Here is a 14,561-nt window from a genome sequence, read left to right on the forward strand (position 1 = left end):
CCATGGCCTGCTGCCCGGCCGGCATCTCCCACAGGCCGGCCTGCCGGACCCGGGTGACGAAGTCGCGGTCGGCGGCGGACAGTGGCCCGTAGGGGCCCCCGAGGCCGCCGAGGAGAAGCCCGCTCGTATGCGTCGCCGTGCGACCCGTGCGGCTGCCGCGCCCGAGGCGCCCGCTGCCGAGCCCGCCGCCGAAGCGGCTGCCGAGGCCGCCGAGCCTGCCCGTACGCGCCGTCGCGCCACGCGCAAGGCCGCTGCTCCGGCCGAGCCCGAGGCCGTCGAGGCCGTGACGGCCGAGCCCGTCGCCGAGGTTGCCGAAGAGGCCCCCGCCCGTCCGCGCCGCCGTGCGACCCGCCGGGCGACCGCTCCGGCCGGTGCCCCGCAGGGTGCGGAGGAGGCTGTGACGGCCGAGCCCGCGGCCGAGGCCGCCGAGGAGACGCCTGCTCGTCCGCGTCGTCGTGCGACCCGTGCGGTTGCCGCGCCCGAGGCGCCCGCAGCCGAGGAGGCTGCCGAGGCCCCCGCCCGTCCGCGCCGTCGTGCCACCCGCCGGGTGACTGCTCCGGCCGCCGAGCAGGTCGTTGCCGAGGTCGAGACCGAGGTCCCGGTCGAGGCTGCCGCCGAGTCCGCGTCCGCGGGCCGTCCGCGCCGCCGGGCCACTGCTCCGGCCGGTGCCCCGCGGGGTGGCGAGGCCGTCGTCGAGCAGGCCGCCGAGGAGGAGCCGGAGGCCGTCGTCGCCGCGCCCGCCCGTGGCCGTCGCCGTGCGACCCGCCCGGCCGCCGCGCCCGTGGCCGTCGTGGAGACCGCCGAGGCCGTCGTCGCCGAGCCGGCTGCCGTCGCCGCGGTCTCCGAGGAGGAGCCGCAGGTGCAGCAGGCCGTAGCCGCGCCGGTGCGTCCGCGCCGCCGTGCCACCGCGCCCGCCGGCGCGCCCCAGGCCGCTGCAGCGGCCGTTGCCGAGGAGGCACAGGTGCAGGAGACCCGCGAGGAGGCCACCGAGGCCGCAGCTGCGGAGGCGCCCCGTCGCCGCCGCGTGACCCGCCGGGTGACGTCTCCGGCCGGTGCGCCGCAGGCCGTCGAGGCTGCCGAGGCCGTCGTGGAGGAGCCGGAGGCCGAGGAGGCGCCGCGCCGTCGCCGTGCGAGCCGTCGCGCCGCCGCTCCGGCCGGTGCCCCGGAGGCCGTCGAGGAGGCCGCTGCCGAGGAGGCGGAGGCTCCCGCCGAGGGCCGCGCCCGCCGCCGCGCGGTCCGTCGCGCCGGTGCGCCCGCCGGCGCCCCGCAGACCGCCGAGGCCGTCGCGGAGGAGCCGCAGGCCGAGGAGGCCGTGGAGGAGCCGCGTCGCCGTCGTGCGAGCCGTCGTGCCGCCGCCCCCGCCGGTGCGCCGCAGGCTGCCGTGGAGACCGCCGAGGAGCCCGGTGCCGCCACGGGCCGCACCCGTCGGCGGGCCGTGCGGCCGCCGTCGGCCGTGTTCCAGGCACCCGTTTTCGCCGAGCCGATGTTCCAGACGCCGGAGACCGCCGCTGCCGCTGCCGTCACCGTGCCGGAGGAGGAGCCGGCCGAGGAGGAGGCCGTCGCCGAGGCCCCGGCCCCCGCCGCGGGCGGACGGCGCCGTCGCCGCCGCCGCGGTGAGCCCGTCGAGGCGCCGGTCGTCGAGCCGGCCGCCGAGGAGGAGCCGGAGGAGGCCGAGGCCGCCGAGGAGGCGGAGGAGGACCAGGGCGAGCGCCCGTCGCGCCGTCGCCGCCGTGGTGGCCGTCGCCGTCGCCGGGGCGAGTCCGCGGAAGCCGAGGGCTACGAGGAGGAGCCGCAGGCCGCCGAGGGCGAGGAGCCCGAGGAAGCCGAGGAAGAGCCCGAGGAGGCCGAGGAGGAGGCCGGCGTCTCCGGGTCCGCCGGCAGCCGTCGCCGTCGCCGCCGTCGTCGCCGCAGCGGCGAGGCCGTGGACGCCGAGCCGGGTGCGGACGAGCCCGAGCGCACCGTCGTCAAGGTCCGCGAGCCGCGCCCGCGTACCGAGGGCGGCACGGGCTTCGACGAGGTGCAGTCCATCAAGGGCTCGACCCGCATGGAGGCCAAGAAGCAGCGCCGCCGCGAGGGGCGCGAGCAGGGCCGCCGCCGGGTGCCGATCATCACGGAGGCCGAGTTCCTGGCCCGCCGTGAGGCCGTCGAGCGCGTGATGGTCGTCCGCGAGAACGGCGACCGCACCCAGATCGGCGTGCTGGAGGACAACGTCCTCGTCGAGCACTTCGTCAACAAGGAGCAGGCCGCCAGCTACGTCGGCAACGTCTACCTGGGCAAGGTCCAGAACGTTCTGCCGTCCATGGAGGCCGCGTTCGTCGACATCGGCAAGGGCCGCAACGCGGTCCTGTACGCGGGCGAGGTCAACTTCGAGGCGCTCGGCATGGGCAGCGGCCCGCGCCGCATCGAGACCGCGCTGAAGTCCGGCCAGTCCGTGCTCGTCCAGGTCACCAAGGACCCGATCGGTCACAAGGGCGCCCGGCTCACCAGCCAGGTCTCGCTGCCCGGCCGCTACCTGGTCTACGTGCCCGAGGGCTCGATGACCGGTATCAGCCGCAAGCTGCCCGACACCGAGCGGGCGCGTCTGAAGACCATCCTCAAGAAGATCGTCCCCGAGGACGCGGGCGTCATCGTGCGCACCGCCGCCGAGGGTGCGAGCGAGGACGAGCTGCGCCGTGACGTCGAGCGTCTGCAGGCGCAGTGGGAGGAGATCCAGAAGAAGGCGAAGAGCGGCAACGCCCCGACCCTGCTGTACGGCGAGCCGGACATGACGGTCCGGGTCGTCCGCGACATCTTCAACGAGGACTTCTCCAAGGTCATCGTCAGCGGCGACAACGCCTGGGAGACCATCCACGGCTACGTCTCGCAGGTCGCGCCCGACCTCGTGGACCGCCTGCAGAAGTGGACGTCGGACGTCGACGTCTTCGCCACGTACCGGATCGACGAGCAGCTGATGAAGGCGCTGGACCGCAAGGTCTGGCTGCCGAGCGGCGGTTCGCTCGTCATCGACCGGACCGAGGCGATGGTCGTGGTCGACGTCAACACCGGCAAGTTCACCGGCCAGGGCGGCAACCTGGAGGAGACGGTCACCAGGAACAACCTGGAGGCGGCCGAGGAGATCGTGCGTCAGCTGCGGCTGCGCGACCTCGGCGGCATCATCGTGATCGACTTCATCGACATGGTGCTGGAGTCCAACCGGGACCTGGTGCTGCGGCGCCTGCTGGAGTGCCTGGGCCGGGACCGCACGAAGCACCAGGTCGCCGAGGTGACCTCGCTGGGTCTGGTCCAGATGACCCGCAAGCGGGTGGGCCAGGGCCTGCTGGAGTCCTTCTCCGAGCAGTGCGTGCACTGCAACGGCCGCGGCGTCATCGTCCACATGGACCAGCCGACCACGGTCGGCGGCGGCGGTGGCGGCGGCAAGCGCGGCAAGAAGAAGGGCAAGGCGGCGCCGGTGCCGGCTGCGCCTGCCGAGGCTGCGGAGGCAGTTGAGGTTGTCGAGGCCGCTGAGGCCGCGCCCGAGCTGGAGCCGGTCCCGGTGACGGAGGCGGAGCTCGTGCCGTCCGTCGCGGGTGACGACGAGTGGTTCGGCAGCCCCGCCGAGGCGGAGGCCGCTGCGGTCGCCCGTGGTGGCCGTACGCGGCGCCGGGCGACCCGCAAGGTGTCGGCCCCGGCGGCGCCGGCCGAGCCCGAGGTCGTCGTGGCCGCGGCTCCCGCCCCGGCCGAGCCGGTGGCACCGGCCGCCGAGCCCGAGGTCGTGGCCGAGGCCGAAGCCCCGGTGGCGGCGCCCCGTGCGCGGCGCCGGGCGACCCGCAGGGTGTCCGCTCCGGCGGGTGCGCCGGAGGGTGCCGAGGAGACGGCCGTCGTGGTCGTCGCAGCGGCTGCGGAGCCGGAGCCGGAAGCTGCGGCCGCCGAGGCCGAGGTCGTGGCGGAGGTCGAGGCGGAAGCCGTCGAGGAGGCCGCCCCGGCCAAGAAGACGGCCCGTAAGACGGCCGCCAAGAAGGCCACGGCGAAGAAGACGACGGCGAAGAAGGCAGCCGCCAAGAAGACGACGACTGCCAAGAAGGCGACGGCGAAGAAGGCCACGGCCAAGAAGACCGCCGCCAAGAAGACGGCGAAGAAGGCCGTCGCGGAGGACTGACGCCCGAGGGTCCGGGGCGGGTCGGGTGGCGTTGTTCCGCCCCTGACCCGCCCCTTCCCGTTTCTCCCCCAGCTACCGCTGGGGGTGCCCCCAAGAGGTACCCCCAGGGGGCTCCGCCCCCGGACCCCCGCCCGGGTCACCCGGCGCCGCCCGCGGAGTGAAGAGGCAGCCACGCGTCTTCACTCCGCCGCAATGGTGCTCAGCTCCCGCGGCGCAGTCCGGCGGTGCCAAGGCCACCTGGGCACCGGGGGCCACGGAGGGGGCCGCCTCTTCGGGGGAACCCCGCGCCGGGCACCCCGCCGCGGAGCGGCCACCCCGGCGAGGGGCCCGGTTTGACCCCCTGGTCGAGGCCCCGTAACCTTGACCGTCGGTGTCTGTGCAAACCTGTGCGACGCCGAAACCCCTGAGCAAACACCTCCCGCTCCGTCGGGGGAGGCCGCTCGTCCCCGCAAGGACAGTCACGGGCCCTGCCCGTGCGAGTGGCTGGCATCAGAGGTCCCGTTCCTGAGCGAGAGAGAGTTCCGCGTGTACGCGATCGTGCGCACCGGCGGCCGTCAGCAGAAGGTTGCTGTCGGCGACGTCATCGAGGTTGACCGTATTTCCACCAGCAATGTCGGCGACACCGTCGAGCTCTCCACGCTGCTGGTCGTCGACGGTGACGCTGTCACCAGCGACCCGTGGGTCCTGGCCGGCGTGAAGGTCCAGGCCGAGGTTGTCGACCACCACAAGGGCGACAAGATCCGGATCCAGAAGTACAAGAACAAGACCGGCTACAAGAAGCGCATCGGCCACCGCCAGCTGCACACCGCGCTGAAGATCACCGGCATCGACGCTCCGGCGAAGTAAGGGACTGAGAACACATGGCACACAAGAAGGGCGCATCGTCCACTCGGAACGGTCGCGACTCGAACGCCCAGCGGCTCGGCGTGAAGCGCTTCGGCGGTCAGCTCGTCAACGCCGGTGAGATCCTGGTCCGCCAGCGCGGCACCCACTTCCACCCGGGCGCCGGTGTGGGTCGCGGTGGCGACGACACCCTGTTCGCGCTGGACGCCGGTGCGGTGCAGTTCGGCACCCACCGTGGCCGCAAGGTCGTCAACATCGTTCCGGTTGCCTGATCACTCACCTGATACAGGCTCCGTAGAGCGATAGCGATACGAGCGACACACGAGGGCGGACCTCCCTTCCCCGGCCCTGGGGAAGCGGGTCCGCCCTCGCTGCGTTACAACAAAGACAATTCCGTACACATCCCGTACGGACCCGTAGTAGTACCTGGAGGCACACCGCTATGACCACCTTCGTGGACCGCGTCGAGCTGCACGTCGCCGCGGGTAACGGAGGCCACGGCTGCGCCTCCGTCCACCGTGAGAAGTTCAAGCCGCTCGGCGGCCCCGACGGCGGCAACGGCGGCCGTGGCGGCGATGTGATCCTGGTCGTCGACCAGTCCGTCACGACGCTCCTGGACTACCACCACAGCCCGCACCGCAAGGCCACCAACGGCAAGCCCGGCGAGGGCGGCAACCGCTCCGGCAAGGACGGCACGGACCTCGTCCTGCCCGTCCCGGACGGCACCGTCGTCCAGGACAGGCACGGCAACGTGCTCGCCGACCTCGTCGGCCAGGGCACCCGCTTCATCGCCGCCCAGGGCGGCCGTGGCGGCCTCGGCAACGCCGCGCTGGCCTCGGCCCGCCGCAAGGCCCCCGGCTTCGCGCTGCTGGGCGTGCCCGGCGACGCCCAGGAGATCGTCCTGGAGCTGAAGACCGTCGCCGACGTGGCCCTCGTGGGCTACCCGAGCGCGGGCAAGTCCTCGCTGATCTCGGTGCTGTCGGCTGCCAAGCCGAAGATCGCGGACTACCCGTTCACCACCCTGGTGCCGAACCTCGGCGTGGTCACGGCCGGTTCCACCGTCTACACCATCGCCGACGTCCCCGGTCTGATCCCCGGCGCCAGCCAGGGCAAGGGCCTGGGCCTGGAGTTCCTGCGGCACGTCGAGCGCTGCTCGGTGCTCGTGCACGTCCTGGACACCGCCACGCTGGAGTCCGAGCGCGACCCGCTGACCGACCTCGACGTCATCGAGGCGGAGCTCAAGGAGTACGGCGGCCTGGACAACCGGCCGCGTCTCGTCGTCCTCAACAAGGTCGACATCCCCGACGGCCGGGACCTCGCCGAGATGATCCGCCCCGAGCTGGAAGAGCGCGGCTACCGCATCTTCGAGGTGTCGGCGATCTCCCGCGAGGGCCTGAAGGAGCTCTCCTTCGCCCTGGCCGGCATCGTCGCGGAGGCGCGTGCCGCCAAGCCGAAGGAGGAGGCGACCCGGATCGTCATCCGCCCGAAGGCCGTGGACGACGCGGGCTTCACGGTCACGCTGGAGGACGACGGCATCTACCGCGTGCGCGGCGAGAAGCCGGAGCGCTGGGTGCGCCAGACCGACTTCAACAACGACGAGGCCGTCGGCTACCTCGCCGACCGCCTCAACCGCCTCGGTGTCGAGGAGGAGTTGATGAAGGCCGGTGCGCGGTCCGGCGACGGCGTCGCGATCGGCAGCGAGGAGGACGCGGTCGTCTTCGACTGGGAGCCGACGATGGCCGCCGGTGCGGAGATGCTGGGCCGCCGCGGTGAGGACCACCGCTTCGAGGCCCCGCGTCCGGCCGCGCAGCGCCGCCGCGACCGCCAGGCCGAGCGGGACGAGGCGGAGGGCGAGTACGAGGGCTTCAACCCGTTCGGGGAGTAAGTCCGTTGAACGCCTGAGGGGCGGGACGATTCACATCGTCCCGCCCCTCAGGCGTTTGTCGTACGGAAGTTCAGCTCCGCTGTCCGGCCTCCACGGCCTCCCGCGGTGCGGGCACGGCCGAGGCCCGCTCCGCCATCCGCGCCTCACGGGCGTCGGCCTCGGCCGCCAGGGCCAGCGCCGCCCGGTTGAACCGCACCAGCGACGGCGGGTCCGACGGCCCCAGCAGCTGGACCTTCAACTCGCTGCGCGCAGCTGCCAGTTCGTCCTGCGCCGGGTCGCGCACGGCGGCCAGCAGGCCCGCGATCTCCGACGCCTCCGGGGTGAGGATCGTCGCCGCGCTCACGGTCGGGAAGTTCGCCCGGAACTCGTCCTCGCCCATCCCGCTCGTGTTCGCGACCGCGTACGGCTTCTCGCTGATCAGGTAGTCCGAGACCACGCTCGACACGTCGCTGACGAGCAGCTGCGACTGGTTGAAGCAGCTGAAGAGCGACGGCCGCGCGGCCGTGATGATCTGGTGCTCCCACTCCGGCAGCGAGGCCCAATAGGCCGCTTCCCAGGCCGCGGTGGCGTCCGCGACGCCCGCCGCACGGCCCGGCTCCGGGGTGCTCTGCAGCAGCATGCGCTCGATTTCATCCGCGCTGTCCCGGAAGGCGCTGGTGGTCAGGGCCTCCAGCTCGGTCGCGCGGCGGGCCAGTTCGGCCGCGGCCTCGGGGCCGGGACGGGGGCCGCTGCGGCGGGAGTTGGCCTCGCGGATCATGGCCTGGATGCGCTCGTCGGCCTGTCCGGCGCGCGGGTCGACCGAACCGGTCATCGGGTGCGGCTTGTACAGCAGGCGGACCTTGGGGTCGGCCAGCAGCCCGCGCACGATGTTCTCACCGGCGAGCATGACGGACGTGTTGCCCGGGTTGCCGTCCCAGCCCTCCCAGGTGGGCGCGTACAGCACGGTGACGTACTCGTCCTCGCCGGGAGGCGTCGTGCTGCACGGCAGGATCGGGGCGAGCTGCGGGCGGCCGACCTCGACGACGTCCTTGTCCTCGACGCCGATGTCGGCGAGCTGGTAGCGCTCGCGGGCGGCGGGGCCGGCGACCCAGACCTCGTCGTAGGCCTTGGAGTAGGGGTTGCAGCTGGAGAGCTTGTCGCTCTCGCCGTGGTTGGTGAAGGCGTGCTTGATCGACGGCATCCGCAGCACCTGCGAGGTCTTGCCGGAATTCGCGGGGTGCAGCATGATCTTCAGCGCGGACTTCTCCAGGGCCATCAGGTGGACGACCTTGGGGATGCACACGATGGGCACATCCGTGGCCTCGATCTTCTGCACCATGAAGCGCTCGCGCAGCACGATGACCGGCTTGCCGTCGAGCTCGGCGAGCGTCGAGAGCCACATGTTGGCCTGGTAGGCCGAGGTGGTGCCGCCGGAGAAGTACATGCCGACGGTGGGCTTGTAGTCCGCGAGCCACCGGTCGAGCCACTCCAGCGCCTGCTTCTCGTCGGCGATGCGCTTCTCCGGCTTGAGCCAGGCGGCGAGGTGCACGGTGCCGGCGACGGCGAGCAGCACGCCCGTGGCGACCCCGGTCTCGGCCCACACGGTGTCCGAGGTGGCCACCGTGAGCAGCAGGCCGACGGTGGGGGCGACGGCGAAGCGCAGCAGCCGTCGGCCGTGCTGGCGGTACAGCAGGCGTGGCGGCGCGGCGGTCAGGTGCAGTCCGTCGGTGTCGATGTTGCGGGTGACGAACGGCAGGGTGCGGCTGCGCTTGACGACGATCGCGAGCGCCTGGCAGGCGAGGTGCGCGCCGTAGAAGAGAACCAGCCCGGAGACGACCGTGGTGTAGCCGCGCAGGGAGTTGTCGCTGTTGAGGCGCAGGAGCCCGACCAGGATCAGCACGTCGCGCAGCAGCTGCCGCACCATGACGTCGAAGCGGATCTTGCCGAGCAGCGAGAGCAGGCCGGGGTCGCGGTGCTGCAGGTGGAGGTCGAGGGCGAGGCCCGCTGTCGAGGCGGCGACCAGCAGGGCCGCCTGGGGCAGCAGCGCCCCCACGAACTGGGCGGCGAAGAACGCCAGCATCGCGAGCAGCGCCGCGAGCTGCGCTGCTCGGCGGGGGGCTGTTCCGGCAGAAGGCACTGGGAGGGCTCCTGGCAGGAGGACTGGAGACGGAGATATAGGACGCGTCTGGGCGGCTGTGGGGGGATTTGTTCCGCCGTAGCGCAGGGGCGGAACGACGGGGTCGACCACCGACCGTATGACGGGCGCCGGTCCGGGAGCAATCTTCCGATACCGCAGCAGCAGTCAAACAGGGTCGAACGACCACACTTCGTCAACCTGTAGATTTGCCTGCCTGAAATACACAGCACGACCGGCGACCACAGGGGTGTACGTACGTGACAGGGGCAGGGGAGCAGCGGGGGACGCGGCAGGAGGTCCGGGACGCCCGCCGAATCGTGGTCAAGGTGGGATCCTCGTCACTCACCACCGCGGGCGGGGGACTGGACGCGGACCGGGTTGACGCGCTGGTCGACGTGCTGGCCCGGACGCTGCGCGAACAGGAACCCGCGAACCCCGCGAACACGGCCGCGAAGGAGATCGTGCTGGTCTCCTCGGGAGCCATCGCCGCCGGACTCGCCCCGCTCGGCCTGGACCGCCGTCCGCGCGACCTGGCCCGGCAGCAGGCCGCCGCCAGCGTCGGCCAGGGCCTGCTCGTCGCCCGCTACACCGCCTCCTTCGCCCGCTACGGCCGCCGCGTCGGCCAGGTGCTGCTGACGACCGACGACACCAGCCGCCGCGCGCACTACCGCAACGCCCGCCGCACGCTGGACCAGCTGCTGGCGATGGGCGCCGTGCCGGTCGTCAACGAGAACGACACCGTCGCCACGGACGAGATCCGCTTCGGCGACAACGACCGGCTCGCCGCCCTCGTCGCCCACCTGGTCCGCGCCGACCTGCTGATCCTGCTGTCGGACGTCGACGGCCTCTACGACGGCGACCCCAGCACCCCGGGCACCTCGCGGATCGCCGAGGTGCACGGTCCGCAGGATCTTGAGGGCATCACCATCGGCAGCGCCGGCAAGGCGGGCGTCGGCACGGGCGGCATGGTCACCAAGGTCGAGGCGGCCCGGATCGCGGCCGCCGCCGGCATCCCCGTGGTGCTCACCTCCGCCAGCCAGGCAGACGCCGCCCTGCGCGGGCGGGCCACCGGCACGTTCTTCCACCGCACCGGCCGCCGCTCCGCAGACCGCCTGCTGTGGCTCGCCCACGCCTCCGCCCCGCGCGGCGCCCTGGTGCTGGACGACGGCGCCGTCAAGGCCGTGGTCGAGGGCACCGGCTCGCTGCTGCCCGCGGGCATCGCCTCCGTCGTGGGCGAGTTCAGCGCGGGCGACCCCGTCGAGCTGCGGGACACCACGGGCCACGCCGTCGCGCGGGGGCTCGTCGCCTTCGACGCGGGGGAGATCCCGCAGCTCCTGGGCCGCTCGACCCGCGAGCTCGCGACCGAGCTGGGCCCCGAGTACGAGCGCGAGGTCGTGCACCGGGACGACCTCGTCGTGCTGCGCCGCTGACGGACGTCATACGGGGGGCACGCGGGCCGGGAACCGCCGGTCAGCAGAGCCTTTCCTCGGCCCTTTCCGCAAAACCCCCACACCGCCGCCCGCCGACTGGTCAACTTTGAGGTACGGCAGCACAACGAGAACCAGCACGGCACGGCTCCGCCCCACGCGTGCGGAGCAGCGATCAACGGGAGGCCGCCGGTGAGACGAGGGCGCCCAGGGGCGCAGCCCAAGGGGACGGCGGAGCGCACACTGACCAGCGTCGGGTCCGGCACGCCGGACCCTGCGAGCCGGAAGGGCGGTGAGAGGCCCGGCGACGTGTCGCGGCTGTGGCACATCACCCTCAGCGTCTCGGGCAGCGAGGCGCCGCTGAAGGAGGTCCGGCGGGCGCTCGAACAGCTCGCGCACGACCATCCGTTCCTGCTGACCAGCCGCTACGCCAACGACCACGCCGAGATCCGGTACTGGGAGGAGGCGCGCGACCTGCACGACGCGGCCGCCGTCGCGCTGCGGCTGTGGGGCGAGCACCGCTCCACGGCCCGGCTCCCGCCGTGGGAGATCGTCGGCCTGGAGGTCATCGACCGCGAGACCTACCACCAACGCATCGCCGAGGGCCACGGCCCCCTCCCGGCAACCCCGGTGGGCGTCCACCCGTTCTGAGAGGGGGCTCACGCCCCGTCAGGCCGCGCCCCGTAAGGGGCGCGGGGAACTGCGCGACAAGCCACGACGAACCCGCAGCCGAACACGCACCGCCCGGGCGGGCGTCCCGCACCGTGGAATCCCCCCGACCGCCCCCGGCGCAAGGGTTAGGCTGCGGAGCCATGAGCAGCGTTTTCCCCTCCCCCCTCGCCGACCCCATGCCGCAGTCGCCCGTTCTGCGTGCCGCCTACCGCGCCCGCGCCGCGGCCGCCGACCTGGCGCCACTGCCGCGGTCGGTGAAGGACGAGGCGCTGCTGGCCATCGCCGACGCGCTGGAGGTCCGCACCCGCGAGATCGTCGACGCCAACGCCGAGGACGTCGCGAAGGCCCGGGCCGCGGGCACGAGTGAGAGCATCGTCGACCGGCTCACCCTCACCCCCGAGCGGGTGCGCGCCATCGCCAAGGACGTCCGCGACGTGGCGGCGCTGCCCGACCCGGTGGGCGAGGTCGTGCGCGGCTCGACCCTGCCCAACGGCATCGACCTGCGCCAGGTGCGCGTCCCGCTGGGCGTCGTCGGCATCATCTACGAGGCCCGTCCCAACGTCACGGTCGACGCCGCCGCGCTCTGCCTGAAGTCCGGCAACGCCGTGCTGCTGCGCGGTTCGTCCTCCGCCTACGTCTCCAACACCGCCCTGGTGCGGGTGATCCGCGACGCGGTCGGCGGCGCCGGGCTGCCCGCGGACGCGGTGCAGCTGGTGCCGGGGGAGAGCCGCGAGTCGGTGCGGGAGCTGATGCGCGCCCGCGGCATGGTCGACGTGCTGATCCCGCGCGGCGGCGCCTCGCTGATCCGCACGGTCGTCCAGGAGTCCACGGTCCCGGTGATCGAGACGGGCACCGGCAACTGCCACGTGTACGTCGACGCCGAGGCCGACCTCGACATGGCCGTCGAGATCCTGATCAACTCCAAGGCCCAGCGCCCCAGCGTCTGCAACGCCGCCGAGACCCTGCTGGTGCACCGGGACATCGCCGATCGCTTCCTGCCGCTCGCCCTGGCCGCCCTCGCCGAGGCCGGGGTGACCGTGCACGGCGACGAGCGGGTGCTGGAGCTGGCGGAGGGCTCCCCGGCCACGGTGGTGCCCGCCACCGCGGAGGACTGGGAGACCGAGTACCTGTCGTACGACATCGCCGCCGCGGTCGTGGACGACCTGGACGCGGCCGTACGCCACATCCGGCTGTGGACCTCCGGCCACACCGAGGCCATCGTCACGACCTCGCAGGCCGCCGCCCGCCGCTTCACCCAGCTCGTGGACTCCACGACGGTCGCCGTCAACGCCTCGACGCGGTTCACCGACGGAAGCCAGTTCGGGTTCGGAGCCGAGATCGGCATCTCCACGCAGAAGCTGCACGCCCGCGGCCCGATGGGCCTGCCGGAGCTGACGTCGACGAAGTACATCGTCACGGGCGACGGCCACACGCGGCGCTAGGCGCACCCGCGCCCCGACTCGCGCCCCGACAGGGGCGCGGGGAACTGCGCGATCAGCCACCGACGACCCGCACCCGAACGCCGGCGGTACCGCGAATTCCCGTACGCCCCGCGCGGATTGGCCGCTTCGGGTCTACTCTGAACGGGTGCCGGACGACGTGGGGGGCAGGCCGTTCCCGGACGGCGAGGAGCCCGACAGCCACTGCCGCGGGGGCGCGGACGACCCGTTCGCCTCCGTGGTCTTCGACGAGGAGTTCGTGCGGGCCGCCGCGATCCACGAGCCCTCGGCGGCCGAGCGGATGCTCGCCGCCGACCGGGCCCGCTCCGGCGGCGGCCCCGCCGACGACGACCCGTACGAGGAGGCCGCCGGGGACGGCTTCCGCCCGGGCCGGGCGATGGAGCTGCCCGGCCTCGCCCACGGCCTCGACCCCGACGACGCCTACGGCCCCTACGGGCGCTACGGCAATGCCCGGGGCCCCTACCGGGGCCACGCCCGCTGGCGGCGCCCGGTGGCCTGGGTGCTCGCCGTGATCATGGGCATAGGCGTGGTCGCCCTCGCCTTCGCCGCCGTCTACCGCGGTGCCGCCTCCGCCGGGGACCAGGAGCCCGTCCCGCCGACCGCCACCACGGGCGCGGGTGCGCCCGCGGGGCCGCTCCCGTCCGTCTCGGCCGACTCGGAGCCCCCGGCCGCCCCGGCCGCACCACGCCGGGGCTGACCGCCGCCCAGGGCTTGGCCAAGGCCCTGCACGCCCGTAAGCGGAACCGGCATCCGTTCACCCGACAGCGTGAATTTTCGTCAGAACTTGTCGCGTACCAGCGCGTTTACCGAAGCCCCGACGGACCTACTCTTGAGGTATGGACGGGCCTGGAGACCCACCTGAGGGCACGCCCGAGGGTGCCCCGGGAGGTGGCGACGAAGAGTACCGATCCGTCGTCTTCGACGAATCGTTCGTCCGTGCTGCCCGGCTCCGGGAGTTCTCCGCCCGCGAGCGCATGGACGACCACGCCCCGGCCGTCCGTACCCGGCACGCCTGGGTGCGCGTGAGCGCCTCGCGCCAGGTCCTCCTGCTGGTCATATTGATCACCCTCGCCTTCGGCACGGCCGTCTACATGGGCCTGCGCCACCCCTACAAGGAGCCCAGGCCGCCCTCCGCGGAGCCGCTGCGCGTCGCCCTCGTCCCGCTCGCCCCGCACGATGCCGTGCCCGGCGGGGACGCCAGGGCGCTCCTCGACCACAGTCCGGCCGTCCAGTTCCGCGACGGGACCGACGGCGTCACCCTTCCGGCCGTACGGCGCACGCAGAATTTCTCCGAGTCCCTCGTGATGGCCGCGCTCGCCACGGCCAAGGAGTACACGGTCAAGTCCGCGCTCGACCCGGCCGTGCTCACCGGGGGCTCCCAGCGGACCGTCCGGCTGCTGCTGACCCCCGCCCAGCTGGACCAGTTCGACCGCAGCTTCGACCGGCCCGCGGACGACGGCCTGCACGAGGCCACCGGCTGGCTGGTCCGTTTCGACCCGTCCCAGGTCGCCCTCGCGGACGCGCCCGTCCGGACCCAGGGCGTCTTCTCCGTCACCGAGGCCTCGCCGGCCGCGCTGGAGGTCTCCGCGGACCACACCTTCGTCTACGCCGTGCGCCCGGCGAAGCCGGGGGCCGGGCAGCCGGCCCAGGCCTCGCTGTTCACCGTGCGGCGCACCGTGAAGTTCCGCTTCGACCGCGACGACCTGCAGGAACACCACGTGCAGGTGCTGCAGAGCGCGGTGCAGGCGGGCCCGGAGTCCTGCTCGGCGGACGACGCGTCCTACCTGCGGCCGCTGCTGGCCGGCCAGCGGGCCGCGGCAGGCGGCCCGGCGGACACGGACCCGTACACCACGGGCGTCCCCCAGACGGCCCTCTGCGGCTCCCTGGCGCCGGGCGCGGAGCCCCGGCCCTAAGGCGCCCCGTCAGGGGCGCGGGGAACTGCGCGACCAGCCACGACGCTCCCGCAGTCGAGGTTCGGGGGGGGGGGGCCCCGCCCCCCGGGGGGGGGGGGGGTGGACAACTT

General features: G+C 73.5%; 10 protein-coding genes and 1 pseudogene. 9 read left to right on the forward strand and 2 right to left on the reverse strand.

All coding sequences use genetic code 11. The features are described 5' to 3' along the window. A pseudogene (locus tag ACWD4B_RS32305) lies at positions 1 to 94 on the reverse strand (DUF4142 domain-containing protein); the annotation flags it as partial. Positions 95 to 127: 33 nt separating this feature from the next. Between ACWD4B_RS32305 and ACWD4B_RS32310 the strand changes: the two are divergent. From ACWD4B_RS32310 to obgE, 4 genes are all read left to right on the forward strand, one after another. Continuing rightward, positions 128 to 4,135: an Rne/Rng family ribonuclease gene (locus ACWD4B_RS32310; protein ID WP_451424103.1), complete on the forward strand. Its 4,008-nt coding sequence runs from the start codon at positions 128 to 130 to the stop codon at positions 4,133 to 4,135. A gap of 525 nt (positions 4,136 to 4,660) precedes the next feature. Further along, the gene (rplU, locus tag ACWD4B_RS32315; protein ID WP_067351638.1) at positions 4,661 to 4,981 is read left to right on the forward strand and encodes a 50S ribosomal protein L21; all 321 of its coding nucleotides are present in this window, start codon (positions 4,661 to 4,663) and stop codon (positions 4,979 to 4,981) included. 14 nt (positions 4,982 to 4,995) lie between these two features. Further along, the gene (gene rpmA, locus ACWD4B_RS32320; RefSeq protein ID WP_171087996.1) at positions 4,996 to 5,250 is read left to right on the forward strand and encodes a 50S ribosomal protein L27; all 255 of its coding nucleotides are present in this window, start codon (positions 4,996 to 4,998) and stop codon (positions 5,248 to 5,250) included. A gap of 170 nt (positions 5,251 to 5,420) precedes the next feature. Next, a complete protein-coding gene (gene obgE / locus ACWD4B_RS32325; protein WP_451424104.1) occupies positions 5,421 to 6,863 on the forward strand; it encodes a GTPase ObgE in 1,443 nt (480 codons plus the stop codon). Positions 6,864 to 6,933: 70 nt separating this feature from the next. On the opposite strand, the gene ACWD4B_RS32330 is transcribed toward obgE, so the two are convergent. Then, positions 6,934 to 8,979: a hypothetical protein gene (locus ACWD4B_RS32330; protein ID WP_451424105.1), complete on the reverse strand. Its 2,046-nt coding sequence runs from the start codon at positions 8,977 to 8,979 to the stop codon at positions 6,934 to 6,936. Between the two features lie 257 nt (positions 8,980 to 9,236). Here ACWD4B_RS32330 and proB point away from each other — a divergent pair, with 257 nt between their 5' ends. From proB to ACWD4B_RS32355, 5 genes are all read left to right on the forward strand, one after another. After that, positions 9,237 to 10,409, forward strand: coding sequence for a glutamate 5-kinase (proB, locus tag ACWD4B_RS32335; protein WP_451424106.1), 1,173 nt, complete (start codon positions 9,237 to 9,239; stop codon positions 10,407 to 10,409). A gap of 189 nt (positions 10,410 to 10,598) precedes the next feature. Beyond that, entirely contained in the window at positions 10,599 to 11,057 is a 459-nt protein-coding gene (locus ACWD4B_RS32340) for a hypothetical protein (RefSeq protein WP_336411641.1), read from the forward strand. 161 nt (positions 11,058 to 11,218) lie between these two features. Continuing rightward, the gene (locus tag ACWD4B_RS32345; RefSeq protein WP_451424107.1) at positions 11,219 to 12,520 is read left to right on the forward strand and encodes a glutamate-5-semialdehyde dehydrogenase; all 1,302 of its coding nucleotides are present in this window, start codon (positions 11,219 to 11,221) and stop codon (positions 12,518 to 12,520) included. A 145-nt stretch (positions 12,521 to 12,665) separates the two neighbouring features. Further along, positions 12,666 to 13,235, forward strand: a complete 570-nt coding sequence (locus ACWD4B_RS32350) for an SCO2584 family spore wall biosynthesis protein (RefSeq protein ID WP_336411643.1) — start codon at positions 12,666 to 12,668, stop codon at positions 13,233 to 13,235. Positions 13,236 to 13,374: 139 nt separating this feature from the next. Next, a complete protein-coding gene (locus tag ACWD4B_RS32355; RefSeq protein WP_451424108.1) occupies positions 13,375 to 14,451 on the forward strand; it encodes an SCO2583 family membrane protein in 1,077 nt (358 codons plus the stop codon). Positions 14,452 to 14,561 lie beyond the last annotated feature (110 nt).

The sequence above is a fragment of the Streptomyces sp. NPDC002536 genome, assembly GCF_053594995.1.